Consider the following 19905-nt stretch of genomic DNA (forward strand, 5'->3'; position numbering starts at 1 on the left):
TAGGTAGTGCTTTTGTAGGCCCGGCAGGCAACGCGCCGCCGGGCAAGACTGCAAAAACTAGACGTCCAGCAGCAGACGCGTTGGATCTTCCAGCAGCTCTTTAATGGCAACCAGGAAGCCTACGGACTCGCGGCCGTCGATCAGGCGGTGATCGTAAGAGAGCGCCAGGTACATCATTGGCAGGATCTCTACTTTACCGTCTACCGCCATCGGACGATCTTTAATGGCGTGCATACCCAGGATCGCGCTCTGCGGCGGGTTGATGATCGGGGTAGACATCAGCGAGCCGAACACGCCGCCGTTGGTAATGGTGAAGTTACCGCCGGTCAGATCTTCAACGGTCAGCTTGCCGTCGCGGCCTTTCACGGCCAGCTCTTTGATTTTCTTCTCGATGTCAGCCATACCCAGGGTGTCCACGTCACGCAGTACCGGGGTAACCAGGCCGCGTGGGGTAGAAACCGCCATGCTGACGTCGAAGTAGTTGTGGTAAACCACGTCATCGCCATCGATAGACGCGTTCACTTCCGGGTAGCGTTTCAGCGCTTCAACTACCGCTTTCACGTAGAAGGACATAAAGCCCAGACGGATACCGTGACGTTTTTCAAACGCGTCACCGTACTGCTTGCGCAGGTCCATGATTGGTTTCATGTTGACTTCGTTGAAGGTGGTCAGCATCGCGGTGGAGTTTTTCGCTTCCAGCAGACGCTCGGCTACGCGCTTACGCAGGCGGGTCATCGGCACGCGTTTTTCGCTACGTGCACCCAGAGCAGGTTGTGCCGCTGGTGCTGCCGCAGGGGCTTTCGCTTCCGCTTTCGCCTCAGAAGGCGCTTTTGCCAGATGTTTGTCGATATCTTCGCGCGTCAGACGGCCACCCACGCCGGTGCCTTTGATGGCTGCCGGATCGAGGCTGTGCTCGGCCAGCAGGCGACGGATCGCCGGGCTGAGCGCGTCGTTGGTCTGATCGGACAGAGACGCCTGCTGGCGCTGGGCCGGTGTAGAGGCTTTCTCTTCAGATTTCGCGCTGGACTCTTTGCCCGCGCTGTTGCCTTCACGCAGGCGACCCAGGATCTGGCGAGAGGTGACGGTCGTACCTTCATCTTCCAGGACTGCATCCAGAATGCCATCCGCTGAAGCCGGTACTTCCAGTACCACTTTGTCAGTTTCGATTTCTACCAGCACTTCGTCACGGGTTACCGCGTCGCCTGGTTTTTTGTGCCAGGTGGCGACGGTTGCATCTGCTACGGACTCAGGCAGGTCGGGAACAAGAATATCTACGCTACTCATTATGTATCCTTTAATTAATCGACGTTCAGCGCGTCATTGACCAGATCTTGTTGCTGCTTCTGGTGAACGGACATATACCCTACCGCCGGTGAGGCGGAGGCCGGGCGACCTGCATAACGCAGAGCAGACCCAAATGGAATCACTTCACGGAAATGATGCTGGCTGCAATACCATGCGCCCTGGTTGAGCGGCTCTTCCTGGCACCAGACAAAATCATGAACGTGAGCGTACTGTTTAAGCACTTCCTGCATCGCCTGATGCGGGAACGGATAAAGCTGTTCGATACGCACGATGGCGACATCTTTCTGATCGTTCTTACGGCGCTGTTCCAGCAGGTCGTAATAAACCTTACCAGAACACATTACGACACGCTTAACGGCCTGCGGATCCAGCTCGTCAATTTCACCGATCGCCGGCAGGAAGGTGCCGTTTGCCAGCTCTTCCAGGCTGGAGACCGCCAGTGGATGGCGCAGCAGGGATTTTGGCGACATCACCACCAGCGGACGGCGCATACCGCGCAGCGCCTGACGACGCAGCATGTGGTAAACCTGAGCCGGGGTAGACGGCACGCAAACCTGCATGTTCTGCTCGGCGCAGAGTTGCAGATAACGCTCCAGACGCGCGGAGGAGTGCTCCGGCCCTTGTCCTTCGTAGCCGTGCGGCAGCAGCATCACCAGGCCGCACATACGGCCCCACTTCTGCTCGCCTGAGGAGATGAACTGGTCGATGACGACCTGCGCACCGTTGGCGAAGTCACCAAACTGCGCTTCCCAGATGGTCAGGGTGCGGGGTTCTGCGGTGGCATAGCCGTATTCGAAGGCCAGAACCGCTTCTTCAGAGAGCACGGAGTCCCAGACCTTAAACTGGCCCTGACCGTTATGCACGTGCTGAAGCGGAGTATACGTTGAACCGTTAGACTGGTTGTGTACAACCGCGTGACGGTGGAAGAAGGTGCCACGGCCCGCATCTTCACCGGACAGACGAACCGGAATACCTTCGTCAACCAGCGTCGCATAGGCCAGCGTTTCCGCCCCGCCCCAGTCGAACAGCTTCTCACCCGCCGCCATTGCCTGGCGGTCGCCATAGATCTTGGCCACGCGGGACTGCATCTCGATTGCTTCCGGTACGGTGCTGATGCGTTTAGCCAGCTCCTGCAAACGCTTCATCTCGACTTTGTTCGGGTAGCTCTCGTCCCACTCATGGTTGAGATAAGGCGACCAGGTAAAGGAGTGCATGTTCATTGGACGCAGCTCTTTCACCACGCATTCACCCGCGTCCAGCGCGTCGCGATAAAGGTTGACCATTTCGGTCGCATCTTCGAGCGTCGCCACTTTTTCGCTTTCCAGCTTGTCAGCGTAGATTTTACGCGGCGTCGGATGTTTTTTGATTTTCTGGTACATCAGCGGCTGGGTTGCACTTGGCTCATCCGCTTCGTTGTGGCCGTGACGGCGGTAGCAGAAGAGGTCAATGAACACGTCGCGCTTGAAGGTGTTACGGAAGTCCAGCGCCAGACGGGTAACGAAAGCAACGGCTTCCGGGTCATCCGCATTAACGTGGAAGATAGGTGCCTGCACCATCTTACCGATATCGGTGCAGTATGGGGTAGAACGCGCATCCAACGGGTTAGAGGTGGTGAAGCCCACCTGGTTGTTGATCACGATGCGAACAGTACCGCCCACTTCATAACCACGCGCTTTTGACATGTTCAGGGTTTCCTGAACTACGCCCTGCCCTGTGACCGCCGCATCGCCGTGAATGGTGATTGGCAGCACTTTATTGCTGCTCGGTTCGTCCAGACGATCCAGACGCGCACGCACGGAACCGATAACCACCGGGCTAACAATTTCCAGATGCGACGGGTTAAACGCCAGCGCCAGGTGAACCTGGCCGCCCTCGGTTTCGATATCCGAAGAGAAGCCCATGTGGTACTTCACGTCACCGGTACCGAGGTGCTCTTTATGTTTACCCGCAAATTCGTCGAACAGGTCCTGCGGTTTTTTACCCAGTACGTTCACCAGCACGTTCAGACGACCACGGTGCGCCATGCCCAGCACCACTTCGCGCGTGCCGCTCTTACCGGCATGACGAATCAGCTCTTTTAGCATCGGGACCAGCGCGTCGCCGCCCTCCAGTGAGAAGCGTTTTGCGCCAGGGAATTTCGCGCCCAGATAGCGCTCAAGGCCTTCCGCTGCGGTCAGTTCGCTAAGGAAACGCTTTTTCTCATCTGCTGAAAAATTCGCGTGGCCCGCCACGGATTCGATACGCTGCTGGATCCAGCGTTTCTCTTCGGTGGAGGTAATGTGCATATATTCCGCGCCGATGGAGCCGCAGTAGGTTTGCTTGAGCGCGTCAATCAGATCGCCCAGCTTCATCGTGTCTTTGCCGATGGCAAAGGAACCTACGTTAAAGCTTTCCTGGAAATCGGCCTCGGTCAGATCGTGATAAGCAGGATCGAGATCCGCCACACGTTCCTGCTGCCACAGTCCCAGCGGATCGAGATTCGCATGCTGGTGACCACGGAAGCGATAAGCGTTGATAAGTTGCAGGACTTTAACCTGCTTCGCATTGGTGTCAGGGTCGGAAATCGCAGAAGAGTAACGTGAGGCATCCTTCGCCAGACGACGGAAATAATCACGTGTTTTTGAATGGAATTGATCCGGTTTGACCCCTGTACCAGGCAACTGCTGGAACATGGAACGCCAGTTTGCGTCCACTGAGTCAGGATCGGTTAAGAAGTCTTCATAGAGCTGTTCTATCCAGCTCTGGTTTGAACCAGAGAGGTAAGAAGAGTCCAGCCAGGCTTTCATTGCGCCGTTCTGCATCGTGATCCCTTAAGCATTTTTATGCTTACTTTCGCCGTAGAAACTACCACGCACACACCGTGTACGTGCCGGGGTTCACCTGCGAGCTCTTTTACTTTGGCCCGCGAAGGAACCTTTAGAAACTGTCTAAATAATCTTCGTCGTTCCGGCTGCGACTGCGTTGCGGCTTTCACTCAGCCCAGTCACATCGTTCACTATGCTCCTGGGGATTCGTTCAACCGCGCCTTGTCTCGCGCTGAACGTCTCGATTATTTACTTATCTGGCAGTTTTTAAAGGTTTCTGCAATCTGTTCCCTCTCCCATTGGGAGAGGGTTAGGGTGAGGGGAACAGCGCTCCCCTCTCACGACTTACGCACTGCGTTGCAACAGCATCGACTTAATATGACCGATAGCGCGCGTCGGGTTCAGCCCCTTAGGACACACACTGACGCAGTTCATGATGCTATGGCAGCGGAATACGCTGAAAGCATCACTTAAACCTTCCAGACGATTCTCGGTTTCGGTATCGCGGCTGTCGATCAGGAAGCGATAGGCAGCCAGCAGACCCGCAGGGCCGATAAATTTATCCGGATTCCACCAGAATGACGGACATGACGTTGAACAGCATGCACAGAGAATACACTCATACAACCCATCGAGTTTTTCACGCTGCTCAGGAGACTGTAAATGTTCGCGAGCGGGTGGATTTTGCCCATTATTCAATAAGTAAGGCTTAATCTTCTCATATTGTGCATAGAATTGTCCCATGTCCACCACCAAATCACGCACGACCGGCAGGCCAGGCAGAGGACGGATCACAATTTTCTGGCCAGGACGCTGTAACGCTGAAATTGGCGTGATGCAGGCCAGACCGTTTTTGCCGTTCATGTTCACACCGTCGGAGCCGCAAACCCCTTCACGACAGGAGCGGCGGAACGACAGCGTAGGATCTTTTTCTTTCAGCTGGATTAAGGCATCCAGCAGCATCATGTCACGACCTTCTTCCGCTTCGAGGGTGTAATCCTGCATACGCGGAGCATCGTCTACATCCGGGTTATAACGATAAACTGAGAATTCGAGTTTCATTATCCTGTCTCCGCATTAGTAAGTACGAATCTTCGGCGGGAACGCCGGACGCAGTTTCGGTTCCATGTTAACGCTACGACGCGTCATGGTTTCCGACTCTGGCAGATACAGGGAATGGCACAGCCAGTTTTCGTCATCACGATCCGGGAAGTCGAAGCGGCTATGGGCGCCACGGCTTTCGGTACGGAAGTTTGCCGACATCGCTGTGGCGAACGCGGTTTCCATCAGGTTATCCAGCTCCAGGCACTCAACGCGCTGGGTGTTGAACTCGCTGGAGGTGTCGTCCAGACGGGCATTCTTCAGACGCTCGCGGATCGCTTTCAGCTGCTCAAGCCCTTTGGCCATCGCGTCACCTTCACGGAACACCGAGAAGTTGTGCTGCATACATTCTTGCAGCGCTTTACGAATTTCTACCGGATCTTCGCCGTTACGGTTGCCGTTCCAGCGGTTGAGGCGCTCAAGAGAGGCATCGATTTCGTCGTCGGTCGCATCACGCAGCGCGCCCTGCTCGGCAATGGATTCCTGGAGATGCAGACCCACCGCACGACCAAATACCACCAGGTCCAGCAGGGAGTTGCCGCCCAGACGGTTTGCGCCGTGAACGGATACGCAGGCAATTTCGCCTACGGCAAACAGGCCAGGAATCACCACGTCTTCGCCCTGCTCGTTCACGGTCAGCGCCTGCCCGGTCACTTTGGTCGGAATACCGCCCATCATGTAGTGGCAGGTTGGAATAACCGGAATCGGCTCTTTCACCGGGTCGACGTGTGCGAAAGTGCGGGACAGCTCCAGAATGCCCGGCAGACGGGATTCCAGCACTTCTTTACCCAGATGGTCGAGTTTCAGCTTCGCGTGTGGGCCCCATGGGCCGTCACAGCCGCGGCCTTCACGGATTTCGATCATGATGGAACGCGCCACCACGTCACGACCCGCCAGGTCTTTCGCATTCGGGGCATAACGCTCCATGAAGCGCTCGCCGTGTTTATTCAGCAGGTAGCCACCTTCACCACGGCAGCCTTCTGTCACCAGTACGCCCGCACCGGCGATACCGGTTGGGTGGAACTGCCACATCTCCATATCCTGCACCGGCACGCCAGCGCGGATCGCCATCCCAACGCCGTCACCGGTGTTGATATGGGCGTTGGTCGTGGACTGATAGATACGGCCTGCACCGCCGGTGGCCAGCACGGTTGCGCGGGCTTTGAAATAGACCACTTCACCGGTTTCGATGCACAGGGCGGTACAACCCACCACGGCGCCATCGGCGTTTTTCACCAGATCCAGCGCATACCACTCGGAGAAGATGGTGGTGTGGTTTTTCAGGTTCTGCTGATACAGGGTGTGCAGCAGCGCGTGGCCGGTACGGTCAGCCGCCGCTGCGGTACGTGCCGCCTGCTCGCCGCCGAAGTTCTTCGACTGGCCGCCAAACGGACGCTGATAGATGGTACCGTTTTCCAGACGGGAGAACGGCAGCCCCATGTGGTCCAGCTCCAGAATCGCTTCCGGACCGGTTTTACACATATATTCGATGGCATCCTGGTCACCGATGTAATCGGAACCTTTTACCGTGTCGTACATGTGCCATTCCCAGTTATCTTCATGGGAGTTACCCAGCGCAACGGTAATACCGCCCTGCGCAGACACAGTGTGGGAACGGGTCGGGAAGACTTTAGAGAGCAGCGCACAGGTCTGGCCGCTCTGGGAAATTTGCAGTGCGGCGCGCATACCTGCGCCACCCGCACCAATCACAACAGCATCAAATTCTCTGACTGGCAGTTTCATTACACACCCCACACCACAACAAATCCATAAATGACGTAAACCAGCAGAGCAACAACAATAATCAGTTGCAGCGGAAGGCGAATCGCCAGCGGTTTAACGTAATCGGTCAACACCTGCCACATGCCGATCCAGGCATGAATAAGGATGGAGAACAGGGCCAGCAGGGTGAACACTTTGGTGAAGGCCGATCCGAAGAAACCACTCCAGGTTTCCCACGTCAGCGTGCCGCTGGTCGCGAAGAAACCGATCATATAGATGATGTAAAGCGTGAGGACGATCGCGGTAGCGCGGACCAGAATGAAGTCATGTACGCCGTTGCGTCCTAATGCGGAGGCGTTGCTTACCATACGAGAACTCCTGCGAGAAGTGAAAGCACGACAGTGATCACAAATGAAATGTTAGCGGTACGTTTACCGGCCTCGAACGTCTCTTCCAGGTAGCCAAAGTCCATCAGCATGTGGCGTATGCCGCCAACCACGTGATAGGCCAGCGCGGTCAGAATGCCCCACATGATAAATTTCACGAAGAAGCTGTTCATGATGGCTGAGGCCTGGAGGAATCCTTCAGGAGATGAGAGGCTGGTTCCCAGTAACCACAGCAAGATACCGACCGCCACAAACGTAATCACACCAGAAACACGGTGCAGAATGGACGCTATTGCTGTTACAGGGAATCGGATCGTTTTCAGATCCAGATTGACAGGTCTTTGTTTTTTCACATTTCTTATCATGAATAACGCCCACATGCTGTTCTTATTGTTTCCTTCCTCCGGACTGCGATGCGGGTCAGACAGCGTTCCTTTTCTATAACTGCGCGTCATGCAAAACATTGCTTCCAAATGCTAAAACGACACGTTACAACGCTGGGTGGCTCGGGATTGCAGGGTGTTCCGGAGACCTGGCGGCAGTATAGGCCGTTCACAAAATCATTACAATTAACCTACATACAGTTTGTTGGGTTTTCTCTGGAACAGTGATCGGGGTCACGATAACAACATCTTTTTAAATTTTAATCATCTGATTTGACAAATGTTAAACAATATTGTTACAAACATCATCAGAAAAGGCATATAATGCGCAAAAGTTATGAGGTCTCTCTTTCACCTGACAAATAGTTATGTAACAGTGTGATGGTATTGACCGAAGTTATCAGGACAGTTATTAGTGATATACAGGTTTGAATAATTCGGACTGCAAAACGCTGATTTGCTGTTGTTTCACTGATATTTCATTCGTTTACCTGCAAGGCGCCATAGCTCTGTACCCTGGTTACTCCTCGTGAGCTGAGCGGTAAGCCAAATAACAATCTGGTAACGGTGATTAACAGCTGAAAGCAAATCCGGTAAAGCGCAGTCTTAAGCATAAGGCGCTAAGGAGACCGTAAATGGCTGATACAAAGGCAAAACTCACCCTAAATGGTGATGATGCTATTGAACTGGATGTGCTAAAAGGCACGCTCGGTCAGGATGTTATTGATATCCGTACGCTGGGTTCTAAAGGGGTATTCACCTTTGACCCTGGATTCACCTCCACCGCATCTTGCGAATCCAAAATCACCTACATTGACGGTGACGAAGGTATCCTGCTCCATCGCGGCTTCCCCATCGATCAGTTAGCCACCGAATCCAACTATCTGGAAGTGTGCTACATCCTGCTGAACGGCGAAAAACCGACGCAGGCACAATACGATGAATTCAAAACCACCGTGACCCGTCACACCATGATCCACGAGCAGATCACCCGTCTGTTCCATGCGTTTCGTCGTGACTCTCATCCGATGGCGGTCATGTGCGGGATTACCGGTGCGCTGGCGGCGTTCTACCACGATTCCCTGGACGTGAATAACCCACGCCACCGTGATATCGCGGCGTTCCGTCTGCTCTCCAAAATGCCGACCATGGCGGCGATGTGCTACAAATACTCTATCGGTCAGCCGTTTGTGTATCCACGCAACGACCTCTCCTACGCGGGTAACTTCCTGCGCATGATGTTCTCCACGCCGTGCGAAGAGTACGAAGTGAATCCGGTGCTGGAACGCGCCATGGACCGTATTCTTATTCTGCACGCTGACCACGAGCAGAACGCCTCAACCTCTACCGTCCGTACCGCAGGCTCTTCCGGCGCGAACCCGTTCGCCTGTATCGCCGCGGGTATTGCCTCCCTGTGGGGACCGGCGCACGGTGGCGCGAACGAAGCGGCACTGAAGATGCTGGAAGAGATCAGCTCCGTTGAGCACATTCCTGAGTTCGTGCGCCGCGCGAAAGACAAGAATGACTCCTTCCGTCTGATGGGCTTTGGTCACCGTGTTTACAAAAACTACGACCCGCGCGCGACCGTTATGCGTGAGACCTGCCACGAAGTGTTGAAAGAGCTGGGCACCAAAGATGATCTGCTGGAAGTGGCGATGGAGCTGGAACACATCGCGCTGAACGACCCGTACTTCATTGAGAAGAAACTCTACCCGAACGTCGATTTCTACTCTGGCATTATTCTGAAAGCGATGGGTATTCCATCTTCCATGTTCACCGTGATCTTCGCCATGGCCCGTACCGTGGGCTGGATTGCGCACTGGAACGAAATGCACAGCGAAGGCATGAAAATCGCGCGTCCTCGTCAGCTGTATACCGGCTACGAGCAGCGTGACTTTAAGTCTGACCTGAAGCGCTAAAAGACGTTGGGTGCGGCCTGATGCCCTCACCCCGGCCCTCTCCCACAGGGAGAGGGGGGAAAACATTAAAAACGGCAACTTTCGTTGCCGTTTTGCTTTTACCTTGTGCGGCCTGATGCCCTCACCCCGGCCCTCTCCCACAGGGAGAGGGGGAAAACATCAAAAACGGCAACTTTCGTTGCCGTTTTGCTTTTACCTCCGCCACCCGGCTTTTTACGTCTGGCAGTGCGGGCACCAGTAAAAAGGTCTCGAAGAGAGCATAATCCTGTCGATAATCCCGCCACATCGCTCGCATTTTTTCCCCGCCCGATGAAACACCTTGAAGCGGAAGAGCGCTCCGTGATGCTTGTTTTCATCCACCACGCCGCGCGTGGTGTACGACAAGCGCGGAATGTCCAGCAGCGCGTGGGACAGCGCCTCCAGCTGTTCATCGCTCAGCTGCGACGCTTTGTGCTGCGGTGCCAGCCCTACTTCCCAAAGGATCTCCACCCGCAGGTAGTTGCCGAGACCAGCCAGAAAGGCCTGATCGAGCAGCAGACCGGAAAACTGCCGGTTACGAAATTTGGGTAATAGCAGACGGGCTTTCACCTCGCTCGCCGTCAGGCGCATGTCCAGCACGTCCGGCCCAATACGCTGTAAGAACGGGTGAGTAAGCAGTTGTTCGGGCGTTAACATTTCGATATCAGAGGCGCTGTAGAGCAGGATCGCCTTGTCCGCCGTTTGTAGCCGCACTCGCAGCACGCGGGTCGTTTGCGGCTGCTCGTCCGCCTCCACCACCCGCCAGACGCCGTAAAGCTGATTATGGCTGTATAACGTCAGGTTATGGGAAAAGTGGGTGAGTAACGCTTTGCCGCGCGTTTCAATGTGGGTCACCGTCTGCCCCACCAGCTGCGATTCAAACGGTTTCAGTTGAGGAAAAGCAAACCAGACGTGTGTCAGAGATTTGCCCTTTATCGCCGCCTCCAGGCTATCCGCCGCGCGGCGGATCTCCGGACCTTCTGGCATGTTATTGTCCTTTCATGATTATTCTGCGCTGACAAGTATGCCCTCGTCCGAAAACGCCGCCCTCAGGCGTCGCGCAAACTGGAGCGCATGCTCGCCGTCGCCGTGTAAGCACACCGTATCAGCCTTAACGATTGCGGATGTTCCATCTACGGCGGTCACCCGCCCGGCGCGCACCATTTCCAGTGTCTGCGACAGCGCTTTACCTTCGTCAGCAATCAGCGCGCCGGCCTGCGTACGCGGCACCAGAGAGCCATCCGGCTGATATCCCCTGTCGGCAAAAACTTCCTGTCGGGTGGTCAGCCCCAGCCGTTCTCCGGCTCGAATAAGCTCGCTACCCGCCAGGCCCACCAGAATCAGACGCGGATTGCAGTCCCGCACCGCGCGGGCAATGGCCTCCGCCAGCGCCGGATCTTTCGCCGCCTGGTTATAAAGCATGCCGTGCGGCTTGACGTGGCGCAGCACGCCCTTCTCGGCGCGCACTATCGCCTCCATGGCGCCGATCTGATAGAGCACCTGAGCGTAGACCGTCTCCGGCGGGAGATCCATCGCCGTGCGGCCAAAGTTCTCCCGGTCGGGAAAGCTGGGGTGAGCGCCAATCGCCACGCCGTTTTTCATGGCATTGCGCACGCTTTCCAGCATGGTCTGCGCATCACCAGCGTGAAAGCCGCAGGCGATGTTGACCGAGGTGACCAGCGTCATCAGCGCCGCATCGGCGCTGCTGCCCTCCCCCAGATCGGCGTTTAAATCAATCTTTACCATCGAGCCTCCACGCCAGCTGTTCAAGATAACGCTGCTGATCCTGCCGGGCTTTCAGCGCTTCCTCGAGCGAACACTGCACAAAATGAATCGGCTGACCCAGAGGAATTTGCGCCAGATGGTAGCGATCCGCTTCGATAATGCAGGCAATACGCGGATATCCCCCCGTGGTTTGTGCGTCGTTCATCAGTACGATGGGCTGTCCGTTGCCCGGCACCTGAATCACCCCCGGCAACAGACCATGGGAAAGCAGCTCCCGGTGAGTCGTGCGGGTCAGCGGCTGGCCCTGAAGCCGGTAACCCATGCGGTTACTCTGCGGGCTGATCTTCCACGGCGAGCGCCAGAAAGACTCTTTTGAGGCTTCATCAAACTCCTGGTATTCCGGCCCCGGTAGGGCGCGGATCACGTTCCCCCACAGCAGCTGCTTTACGCCCTGCGTGGTGGTGAAATGGCGCGCTGAGGGCTTAATCGCCAGACGATCGCCGTCGCGCAGCAGCCGTCCCTCATGGCCGCCCACTCCCGCTTTCTGGTCGGTGCTGGACGATCCCAACACCTCCGGCACGTCAATCCCCCCCGCCACCGCAAGATAGCTGCGCACCCCGTGCAGAGGCCGCTTGAGCGTGAGACGTTGTCCGGCCTTCGCCCGAAGGCGCCAGCCGGTCCACACCGCTTTGCCGTCCAGCGTCGCGTCACAGCCCGCGCCGGTTAAGGCAAACCAGGACTCCTGACCAAACTCAATCACGCACTGACCCAGCGTAATTTCTAACGCTGCCGTACTGCCTGCGTTGCCTACCAGCAGGTTGGCAATCTCCAGCGAAGGTCGATCAAGCGCGCCGCAATAGCTCACGCCCGACTGACGCAGCCCAAAACGCCCGGCATCCTGCACCGAGGTGTAAAGCCCTGCGCGAATAAGCGTTAACATATCCCCTCCTTCTGCGGGATAAAGCGCAGGGTATCCCCCGGACGCAGGAGTATTGGCGCATCCTGGCCTGGTTCAAATAACGGCGTGGACGTGTGGCCGATCAGCTGCCAGCCTCCCGGTGAGGCGAGCGGATAAATTCCCGTTTGCTCGCCACCAATCGCCACGCTGCCCGCCGGTACGCTCAGGCGCGGCTCAGCCCGACGCGGCGTATGCAGCTGGGGCGATAACCCGCCCAGATAGGGGAAACCCGGCTGAAATCCCAAAAACCAGACAACATAGTCGACAGAGCTATGCAGCTCCACAACCTGCTTCTCCGTTAATCCACAGTGTTCGGCCACCACGCCAAGGTCGGGGCCTCCCGTACCGCCATAGACAACCGGGATCTCAATCGCCCGCGATTCCGGCTCCAGCGCCTCGCTCTCCTCCCACCAGCGTTGCAGACGCTCAATGGCATCCAGCGCCCCGGTGTGCGGATCGCGCAGCACCACGGTGATATTATTCATACCCGGAATAGCTTCAACCACGCCGGGTAGCTCGGGCAGTCGCTGAGCCAGGCGCCAGATACGCTTTTGCGTGGCAAGCGTCACCGGTGGCTCAAGCTCCAGAACCACTGCGGTTTCGCCCAGAAGATAACAACGCGCTCGCTGCACTTAACTACCTCTCATCAGGCCGGATTAGGGATATCAATAAACGTCACATCCAGATCGGTATTTTCCGTCAGCCACTCGCTGAGGGCGCGGATGCCGCCACGCTCGGTGGCATGATGGCCTGCCGCGTAAAAATGCAGACCTTGTTCACGCGCGGAATGAATGGTCTGCTCGGAGACTTCGCCGGTAATGAACGCATCGACACCGAAGCGTGCCGCACTGTCAATAAAGCCCTGGCCGCCGCCGGTGCACCATGCCACGCGCTTCACGGTATCCGGCCCGGTGTCGCCGCACCAAAGCGGGCGACGCCCCAGCCGCGCTTCGATCCACGAAGCCAGCTCCAGGCCCGGAACCGGCATCGACAGCTCGCCCCACGGCACCAGAGGTTCAATTTCCCCCATCACGGTAATTCCCAACAGCTGCGCAAGCTGGACGTTGTTCCCCAGTTCAGGATGCGCGTCGAGCGGCAGGTGATACCCGTACAGGTTGATGTCATTCGCCAGCAGCGTTTTGAGCCGGTTGCGCTTCATGCCGCGAATAATCGGTGATTCGTTTTTCCAGAAATAACCGTGGTGGACAATCACCGCATCGGCTTCCTGACGCACCGCCTCATCCAGCAGTGCCTGGCTTGCCGTCACGCCGGTGATGATTTTTTGCACCGTGTCGCGTCCCTCCACCTGCAAGCCATTCGGGCCGTAGTCGCTAAACGAAGCCGTGTTGAGTTTTTCGTTAATCAGGCGTTCCAGTTCACTGTTTTTCATCATCATTCTCTCAAACTTTTCGGGCGGCTTCGTACGCCGCCAGCGTGGCGACGCGCGCCTGTTTATGGTCGACAATGGGACGGGGATAGTTCAGGGTAACACGCTGTTTATCCGCCCATACCCAGGGTTCATGAATGGCTTTGGCGGGGACATCCTTAAGCTCAGGCAGCCAGCGACGGATAAATTCGCCGTCGGCGTCAAATCGTTGTCCCTGCGTGGTCGGATTGAAGATCCGAAAATAGGGAGCCGCATCCGTTCCGGTTGAGGCCGCCCACTGCCAGCCGCCGTTATTCGCCGCCAGATCGCCATCGATCAGCTGAGACATAAAATAACGCTCTCCGGTTCGCCAGTCGATAAGCAGATCCTTCACCAGGAAGCTGGCGGTAATCATACGCAGACGGTTATGCATCCACCCGGTTTCATTGAGCTGCCGCATAGCCGCATCAACAATCGGGAAGCCGGTGAGCCCACGCTGCCATGCCTTAAACAGCGTCTCATTCGACTGCCACTGTACGTGTTCGGTCCAACGAATAAAGGGCCGATGTTTACACAAATCAGGATGATACGTCATCAGATGGCGATAGAACTCACGCCAGATCAGTTCGTTCAACCACACTGCGCCTGCCCCCCCGTCTAACGCCTGAGTCTGTTCCGCCAGCAGGCGATGTAAACACTGGCGCGGAGAGAGCGCGCCCAGCGCCAGACAGCCCGACAGGCGGCTGGTGCCTTCAATCGCCGGGAAATCCCGACGCGCCTCGTACTCCGTCGCCCCCTGCGCGCAGAACTGACGCAACCGGGCGATAGCCGCTTTCTCGCTGGCGGGGAATACGGTTTCATCGAACGACTGCTGGGGGTAATTCAGTGTAATTTCAGGCAGATCCGTTGTCGTTTCCCCTCTCACGGCCGGGGCGGTAACACACTCGGGTAGCCCCTCTTTCAGGCGCTTGATAAACGCATTTTTAAACGGCGTGAAAACTTTATACATTTCGTGACTGCCGGTCATCACGCTGCCCGGTGCGAGCATCACGCTGTCATCAAAGCCTTCACAGACCACGCCCGCAAGGGTTTTCTCCAGCTGACGATCACGCTGCTGCTCGTTGAATTCATACTGATAGTTGTAATAAAGATGCGTGACCGCGTGCTGCTGGCAGATTTCCTGCACCATCTCAAGCTGTGCCGCAAAATCCTTCACCTCTTTATAGATAAGCGGGATGCCTTTTTCGGCCAGTGAATGTTGCAGGTCATTCAGATACGCGCTGAGCAATGCCGCTTGCCGGGGCGCCATGTCGTGCTGCCGCCACTGTTCAGGCGTGGCGATAAACAGGGCCAGCACATTCGCGTCTTTAGCGCGGCAGGCCGCCGCGAGAGCGAAGTTGTCGTGAATGCGTAAATCCGCGCGAAACCAAACCAGATGGGTGGGCATAAAACTCCTGGCAATTGTCCATTATGTCCGTAAGGGCATGCCGTAAAAGGAAAAAGGCACGCATTGAACTACTTTGCCATGAAGTGTAGACGGGATGAAATAAAAAAGGCCGCCCGAGGCGGCCTTAACGCTACTTGTCCTGCGCTATCGGGGTAAAGGCAATAAACACAGCCGGTTTATCACTCTTTACAACCAGTACGCTGGCGATAATGAACGCAATGCATAAATAGCGTTTCACTATGCGGTCCCTGCTGCTAACCGCTCCATCTGTTACCACCGGTGATAAATCGGTGGACATAGGCCAGGGTAGGGGCTGCAAGATTACCCGACGGACTGCGAATCCCGAGGGACAAAAAAACCGCCACATTGCTGTAGGCGGTTTTTTTATGGCTACGATGTCATACCGTATCAGTAGAAATCGCAGGTCGCTTTCTCGGCCTGATCCATCCACACCGGCTTCTCGCTGGTTTTCGCCCAGACGCGGTGCAGGTAGCTGTAAAAACGCGCGCGATCTTTCCAGAACAGCATCACCGGCAGGGCCAGCACGCCAGCCACTACGGCGAAAGTGCGACGCATGAAAATGATATGAGCCGGAAACTCTTTATAAAGATCCATATTTTTCTCCCCTGTAGTTGGCCGGAAACCGTCTCCGGAAAATGTGAAATCTGTGACCTGGTTAAAATAATACCGCTTTGTTTGTAATTTTACTACTCATCCGACCACTTATTTACATCCATTTCGTGAATATTTACATTCACGCCTGTAATTAAGTTACAAAAAAGTTAACAGTTTACTTAACATTAGTTAAATTGTGGTCTTTCCCTTTTTTATACTTTTTTTACACCTGCCCTTCTGATTTTTGCGAAATCTTTGCGCGATAAATCCTACCGTTTGTACAACAACAAAAGTCACCCGGAGGTGAAGTGTGAGTGCAGGTCTGATTGCCGGCATTGTGCTGGTGTTCCTGTTATTGGGTTATCTGATTTATGCCCTGATTAATGCGGAGGCATTCTGATGGCTGCTCAGGCGTTTTTGCTCATTGCCAGCTTTTTACTGGTGCTGTTTGTGCTCGCCAGGCCGCTGGGAACAGCGCTGGCGCGGCTGATTAACAACGTGCCATTGCCGGGCACGAGAAACATTGAAAACGTGCTCTGGCGCATTTCAGGCATAAGCGACCGGGAAATGAACTGGCGCCAATACCTGATGGCGATACTGCTTCTGAATATCGTGGGGCTTATTGCCCTCTTTACGCTGCTCATTCTCCAGGGCAGTCTGCCGTTGAACCCGCAGCAGTTACCGGGGTTATCCTGGCATCTGGCGCTGAACACGGCGGTCAGCTTTGTCACCAACACCAACTGGCAGTCTTACGCCGGTGAAACCACGCTCAGCTACTTCAGCCAGATGGCCGGGTTAACTGTGCAAAACTTTCTTTCTGCGGCCAGCGGTATCGCGGTGATCTTCGCCCTGACGCGCGCGTTTGCCCGTCAGAATGTCAGCACCCTCGGCAACGCCTGGGTTGATGTCACGCGCATCACCCTTTGGATCCTGGTGCCTGTTGCGCTGATGATTGCCCTGTTCTTTATACAGCAAGGCACCCTGCAAAACCTGCTGCCTTATACTCCTTACACCTCGCTTGAAGGGGCCAGGGAACTGCTGCCAATGGGGCCGGTGGCGTCGCAGGAAGCGATTAAGATGCTGGGTACCAACGGCGGCGGCTTCTTCAACGCCAACTCATCGCATCCGTTTGAAAACCCTACGGCATTAACCAATTTTGTACAGATGCTGGCGATCTTCCTGATCCCCGCAGCGCTCTGCTTCGCCTTTGGCAATGTTGTTAACGATCGCCGCCAGGGACGTACGCTGCTGTGGGCAATGTCTCTGATCTTCGTGGTCTGCGTAGCACTGGTGATGTGGGCCGAATGGAGCGGCAACAGTCACTTCATGCAGCTGGGGGCTAACAGCAATATCAACCTGGAAGGCAAAGAGAGCCGCTTCGGCATTCTTGCCAGCAGCCTCTATGCGGTGGTCACCACGGCGGCCTCCTGCGGGGCGGTGAACGCCATGCACGACTCTTTCACCGCGCTCGGCGGCATGATCCCGATGTGGCTGATGCAGATTGGCGAGGTGGTCTTCGGTGGGGTCGGGTCGGGGCTGTACGGCATGCTGTTGTTCGTTCTGCTCGCCGTGTTTATCGCCGGGCTAATGATTGGCCGCACGCCGGAGTATCTCGGCAAAAAAATCGACGTCCGCGAAATGAAATTAACCGCGCTGGCAATTCTGGTCACTCCCACCCTTGTGCTGCTCGGTACCGCGCTGGCGCTGATGACCGATGCCGGGCGCAGCGGCCTCTTTAACCCGGGCATACACGGCTTTAGCGAAGTGCTTTACGCCGTTTCGTCTGCCGCCAACAACAACGGCAGCGCCTTTGCAGGATTAAGCGCTAATTCGCCGTTCTGGAACTGTCTGCTGGCGTTCTGCATGTTCATCGGGCGTTTCGGCGTGATTATTCCCGTCATGGCGATCGCTGGAACACTGGTGAATAAGAAGATCCAGCCGACCACCACCGGTACGCTACCGACTCACGGCGCGCTGTTCGTCGGCCTGCTGATTGGCACCGTTCTGCTGGTAGGTGCCCTGACCTTTATCCCCGCCCTCGCGTTAGGCCCGGTTGCGGAATATCTCTCTTTACGCTGATTTTGCGGAGAATTTGTCATGAGTCGTAAACAACGGGCCCTGCTCGAACCGGCCTTAGTTCGTCAGGCCCTCATGGATGCGGTAAAAAAACTGAGCCCGCGCGTGCAGTGGCACAACCCGGTGATGTTTATTGTCTGGACTGGAAGTTTACTCACCACCGCACTGGCGATTGCCATGGGAACGGGACACCTTGCGGGGAATGCAACCTTTACCGGCGCCATCAGCCTGTGGCTGTGGTTTACCGTGCTGTTCGCCAACTTTGCCGAAGCGCTGGCGGAAGGCCGGAGTAAGGCGCAGGCCAACAGCCTGAAAGGGGTCAAAAAGACCGCCTTTGCGCGCAAATTACGCGAACCTAAATACGGCGCGCAAATGGATCACGTTCCGGCGGATGAACTGCGTAAAGGCGACGTAGTGCTGGTGGAAGCTGGGGACATCATCCCCTGCGACGGGGAAGTCATTGAAGGCGGCGCATCGGTAGACGAAAGCGCCATTACCGGGGAGTCTGCCCCGGTTATCCGTGAGTCCGGCGGGGATTTCGCATCTGTTACCGGCGGGACGCGCATTCTTTCCGACTGGCTGGTGATCCAGTGCAGCGTCAACCCGGGCGAAACCTTCCTCGACCGGATGATTGCCATGGTGGAAGGCGCTCAGCGTCGTAAAACACCGAACGAGATCGCCCTGACCATTCTGCTGGTGGCACTCACCATTGTCTTTCTGCTGGCAACGGCGACCCTGTGGCCGTTCTCCGCCTACGGCGGTACAGCGGTCAGCATCACCGTATTGATCGCCCTGCTGGTCTGTCTGATCCCCACCACTATCGGCGGCCTGCTCTCCGCGATTGGCGTGGCGGGGATGAGCCGTATGCTGGGTGCGAACGTCATCGCCACCAGCGGACGCGCCGTTGAAGCGGCGGGTGACGTAGACGTGCTGCTGCTGGATAAAACCGGGACCATCACCCTGGGCAATCGTCAGGCCTCTGACTTTTTACCTGCTCCTGGCGTGGATGAAAAAACGCTGGCTGACGCGGCGCAGCTTTCCTCGCTGGCTGATGAAACGCCGGAAGGCCGCAGCATCGTGATCCTCGCCAAGCAGCGCTTTAACCTGCGCCAGCGCGACGTTCAGGGCCTGCACGCCACGTTCGTGCCCTTTACGGCGCAAACCCGCATGAGCGGAATTAACATTCAGGACCGGATGATCCGTAAAGGGTCCGTTGATGCCATTCGCCGTCATATTGAAGCCAATAATGGACACTTCCCCCCGGAAGTCGACCACCTGGTGGAAAGCGTGGCGCGTCAGGGGGCAACCCCGCTGGTGGTGGCGGAAGGTGCAAGCGTTCTGGGGGTGATCGCCCTGAAGGATATCGTTAAAGGCGGTATAAAAGAGCGTTTCGCCCAGATGCGTAAGATGGGCATTAAAACGGTGATGATCACCGGAGATAACCGCCTCACCGCGGCCGCCATCGCCGCCGAAGCGGGCGTGGATGATTTCCTTTCCGAAGCGACGCCGGAAGCGAAGCTGGCTTTGATCCGTCAGTATCAGTCGGAAGGCCGTCTGGTGGCGATGACCGGTGACGGCACCAACGACGCCCCGGCGCTGGCGCAGGCCGACGTGGCGGTGGCGATGAACTCCGGTACGCAGGCGGCAAAAGAGGCGGGGAACATGGTGGATCTCGACTCGAACCCGACCAAGCTAATTGAGGTTGTGCACATCGGGAAGCAGATGCTGATGACGCGCGGCTCGCTGACCACGTTCAGTATCGCCAACGACGTGGCGAAGTATTTCGCCATCATCCCGGCGGCTTTTGCCGCGACCTACCCGCAGCTGAATGCCCTGAACGTGATGCACCTGTACTCTCCGGCCTCGGCCATTCTGAGCGCGGTGATCTTCAACGCGCTGATTATTGTCTTTCTTATTCCGCTGGCGCTGAAAGGGGTGAGCTATAAGCCGCTGACGGCCGCCGCCATGCTGCGCCGCAACCTGTGGATTTACGGCCTGGGCGGGCTGGTGGTGCCCTTTATCGGGATCAAGGTTATCGACGTGCTGTTAACGCTGTTCGGGCTGGTTTAAAGGTGAATCG

The 19905-nt window shown here is 56.4% G+C and carries 17 protein-coding genes; 4 read left to right on the plus strand and 13 right to left on the minus strand.

The genetic code is table 11. From position 1 onward, the window contains the following. Positions 1-57: 57 nt before the first annotated feature. The 6 genes from odhB to sdhC all read right to left on the minus strand — a co-directional run bounded on the left by odhB (position 58) and on the right by sdhC (position 7698). A complete protein-coding gene (gene odhB / locus G6Q29_RS05245; protein WP_003858613.1) occupies positions 58-1284 on the minus strand; it encodes a 2-oxoglutarate dehydrogenase complex dihydrolipoyllysine-residue succinyltransferase in 1227 nt (408 codons plus the stop codon). A 14-nt stretch (positions 1285-1298) separates the two neighbouring features. Then, the gene (gene sucA / locus G6Q29_RS05250; protein ID WP_006809581.1) at positions 1299-4106 is read right to left on the minus strand and encodes a 2-oxoglutarate dehydrogenase E1 component; all 2808 of its coding nucleotides are present in this window, start codon (positions 4104-4106) and stop codon (positions 1299-1301) included. Between the two features lie 348 nt (positions 4107-4454). Next, a complete protein-coding gene (gene sdhB / locus G6Q29_RS05255) occupies positions 4455-5171 on the minus strand; it encodes a succinate dehydrogenase iron-sulfur subunit SdhB (RefSeq protein WP_017384969.1) in 717 nt (238 codons plus the stop codon). A gap of 15 nt (positions 5172-5186) precedes the next feature. After that, positions 5187-6953 (minus strand): succinate dehydrogenase flavoprotein subunit, encoded by a 1767-nt coding sequence (gene sdhA / locus G6Q29_RS05260; RefSeq protein ID WP_003858619.1) that lies wholly within the window; start codon positions 6951-6953, stop codon positions 5187-5189. Continuing rightward, positions 6953-7300 carry a succinate dehydrogenase membrane anchor subunit gene (gene sdhD, locus G6Q29_RS05265; protein ID WP_165464809.1) on the minus strand — a complete coding sequence of 116 codons (348 nt, stop codon included), beginning with the start codon at positions 7298-7300 and terminating at the stop codon, positions 6953-6955. The genes sdhA and sdhD overlap by 1 nt, the downstream gene beginning before the upstream one ends. Beyond that, the gene (sdhC, locus tag G6Q29_RS05270) at positions 7294-7698 is read right to left on the minus strand and encodes a succinate dehydrogenase cytochrome b556 subunit (protein WP_165465077.1); all 405 of its coding nucleotides are present in this window, start codon (positions 7696-7698) and stop codon (positions 7294-7296) included. The genes sdhD and sdhC overlap by 7 nt, the downstream gene beginning before the upstream one ends. 638 nt (positions 7699-8336) lie before the next feature. Between sdhC and G6Q29_RS05275 the strand changes: the two genes are divergently transcribed. Continuing rightward, on the plus strand, positions 8337-9620 hold the full coding sequence (locus G6Q29_RS05275) for a citrate synthase (RefSeq protein ID WP_003858624.1): 1284 nt from the start codon (positions 8337-8339) through the stop codon (positions 9618-9620). Positions 9621-9833: 213 nt separating this feature from the next. Here the strand turns inward: G6Q29_RS05275 and nei are convergent, their stop codons facing one another. The 7 genes from nei to G6Q29_RS05310 form a co-directional block, all read right to left on the minus strand. Then, the gene (gene nei, locus G6Q29_RS05280; protein WP_165464810.1) at positions 9834-10625 is read right to left on the minus strand and encodes an endonuclease VIII; all 792 of its coding nucleotides are present in this window, start codon (positions 10623-10625) and stop codon (positions 9834-9836) included. Positions 10626-10643: 18 nt separating this feature from the next. Further along, positions 10644-11384, minus strand: a complete 741-nt coding sequence (gene pxpA, locus G6Q29_RS05285; RefSeq protein WP_165464811.1) for a 5-oxoprolinase subunit PxpA — start codon at positions 11382-11384, stop codon at positions 10644-10646. Then, a complete protein-coding gene (gene pxpC, locus G6Q29_RS05290) occupies positions 11371-12303 on the minus strand; it encodes a 5-oxoprolinase subunit PxpC (RefSeq protein WP_165464812.1) in 933 nt (310 codons plus the stop codon). The genes pxpA and pxpC overlap by 14 nt, the downstream gene beginning before the upstream one ends. Further along, positions 12297-12953, minus strand: coding sequence for a 5-oxoprolinase subunit PxpB (gene pxpB, locus G6Q29_RS05295; protein WP_165464813.1), 657 nt, complete (start codon positions 12951-12953; stop codon positions 12297-12299). The genes pxpC and pxpB overlap by 7 nt, the downstream gene beginning before the upstream one ends. A gap of 14 nt (positions 12954-12967) precedes the next feature. Continuing rightward, positions 12968-13711, minus strand: a complete 744-nt coding sequence (locus G6Q29_RS05300) for a type 2 GTP cyclohydrolase I (protein ID WP_064910841.1) — start codon at positions 13709-13711, stop codon at positions 12968-12970. 10 nt (positions 13712-13721) lie between these two features. Then, on the minus strand, positions 13722-15134 hold the full coding sequence (gene phrB, locus G6Q29_RS05305) for a deoxyribodipyrimidine photo-lyase (protein ID WP_165464814.1): 1413 nt from the start codon (positions 15132-15134) through the stop codon (positions 13722-13724). A gap of 408 nt (positions 15135-15542) precedes the next feature. Continuing rightward, on the minus strand, positions 15543-15749 hold the full coding sequence (locus G6Q29_RS05310) for a YbfA family protein (protein WP_003858637.1): 207 nt from the start codon (positions 15747-15749) through the stop codon (positions 15543-15545). Positions 15750-16059: 310 nt separating this feature from the next. On the opposite strand from G6Q29_RS05310, the gene kdpF reads away from it, so the two are divergent. The 3 genes from kdpF to kdpB are packed head-to-tail and all read left to right on the plus strand — an operon-like array spanning position 16060 to position 19895. Beyond that, entirely contained in the window at positions 16060-16149 is a 90-nt protein-coding gene (gene kdpF, locus G6Q29_RS05315; protein WP_003858638.1) for a K(+)-transporting ATPase subunit F, read from the plus strand. Beyond that, positions 16149-17828, plus strand: a complete 1680-nt coding sequence (gene kdpA, locus G6Q29_RS05320; protein WP_165464815.1) for a potassium-transporting ATPase subunit KdpA — start codon at positions 16149-16151, stop codon at positions 17826-17828. Before kdpF ends, kdpA begins: the two co-directional genes overlap by 1 nt. A gap of 18 nt (positions 17829-17846) precedes the next feature. Then, a complete protein-coding gene (gene kdpB, locus G6Q29_RS05325) occupies positions 17847-19895 on the plus strand; it encodes a potassium-transporting ATPase subunit KdpB (protein ID WP_165464816.1) in 2049 nt (682 codons plus the stop codon). Positions 19896-19905 lie beyond the last annotated feature (10 nt).

The sequence above is a fragment of the Enterobacter cloacae genome (assembly GCF_011078175.1).
In the GTDB taxonomy this organism is placed as follows: Bacteria; Pseudomonadota; Gammaproteobacteria; order Enterobacterales; family Enterobacteriaceae; genus Enterobacter; species Enterobacter cloacae_Q.

What these genes read in the sequence shown, in the direction of transcription:
- G6Q29_RS05310 (WP_003858637.1), bottom strand. Translation starts at nt 15,749, where the DNA reads ATGGATCTTTATAAAGAGTTTCCGGCTCATATCATTTTCATGCGTCGC.
- G6Q29_RS05300 (WP_064910841.1), bottom strand. Translation starts at nt 13,711, where the DNA reads ATGAAAAACAGTGAACTGGAACGCCTGATTAACGAAAAACTCAACACG.
- pxpC (WP_165464812.1), bottom strand. Translation starts at nt 12,303, where the DNA reads ATGTTAACGCTTATTCGCGCAGGGCTTTACACCTCGGTGCAGGATGCC.
- sdhD (WP_165464809.1), bottom strand. Translation starts at nt 7,300, where the DNA reads ATGGTAAGCAACGCCTCCGCATTAGGACGCAACGGCGTACATGACTTC.
- odhB (WP_003858613.1), bottom strand. Translation starts at nt 1,284, where the DNA reads ATGAGTAGCGTAGATATTCTTGTTCCCGACCTGCCTGAGTCCGTAGCA.
- sdhC (WP_165465077.1), bottom strand. Translation starts at nt 7,698, where the DNA reads ATGTGGGCGTTATTCATGATAAGAAATGTGAAAAAACAAAGACCTGTC.
- nei (WP_165464810.1), bottom strand. Translation starts at nt 10,625, where the DNA reads ATGCCAGAAGGTCCGGAGATCCGCCGCGCGGCGGATAGCCTGGAGGCG.
- pxpA (WP_165464811.1), bottom strand. Translation starts at nt 11,384, where the DNA reads ATGGTAAAGATTGATTTAAACGCCGATCTGGGGGAGGGCAGCAGCGCC.
- sdhB (WP_017384969.1), bottom strand. Translation starts at nt 5,171, where the DNA reads ATGAAACTCGAATTCTCAGTTTATCGTTATAACCCGGATGTAGACGAT.
- phrB (WP_165464814.1), bottom strand. Translation starts at nt 15,134, where the DNA reads ATGCCCACCCATCTGGTTTGGTTTCGCGCGGATTTACGCATTCACGAC.
- sucA (WP_006809581.1), bottom strand. Translation starts at nt 4,106, where the DNA reads ATGCAGAACGGCGCAATGAAAGCCTGGCTGGACTCTTCTTACCTCTCT.
- sdhA (WP_003858619.1), bottom strand. Translation starts at nt 6,953, where the DNA reads ATGAAACTGCCAGTCAGAGAATTTGATGCTGTTGTGATTGGTGCGGGT.
- G6Q29_RS05275 (WP_003858624.1), top strand. Translation starts at nt 8,337, where the DNA reads ATGGCTGATACAAAGGCAAAACTCACCCTAAATGGTGATGATGCTATT.
- kdpB (WP_165464816.1), top strand. Translation starts at nt 17,847, where the DNA reads ATGAGTCGTAAACAACGGGCCCTGCTCGAACCGGCCTTAGTTCGTCAG.
- kdpA (WP_165464815.1), top strand. Translation starts at nt 16,149, where the DNA reads ATGGCTGCTCAGGCGTTTTTGCTCATTGCCAGCTTTTTACTGGTGCTG.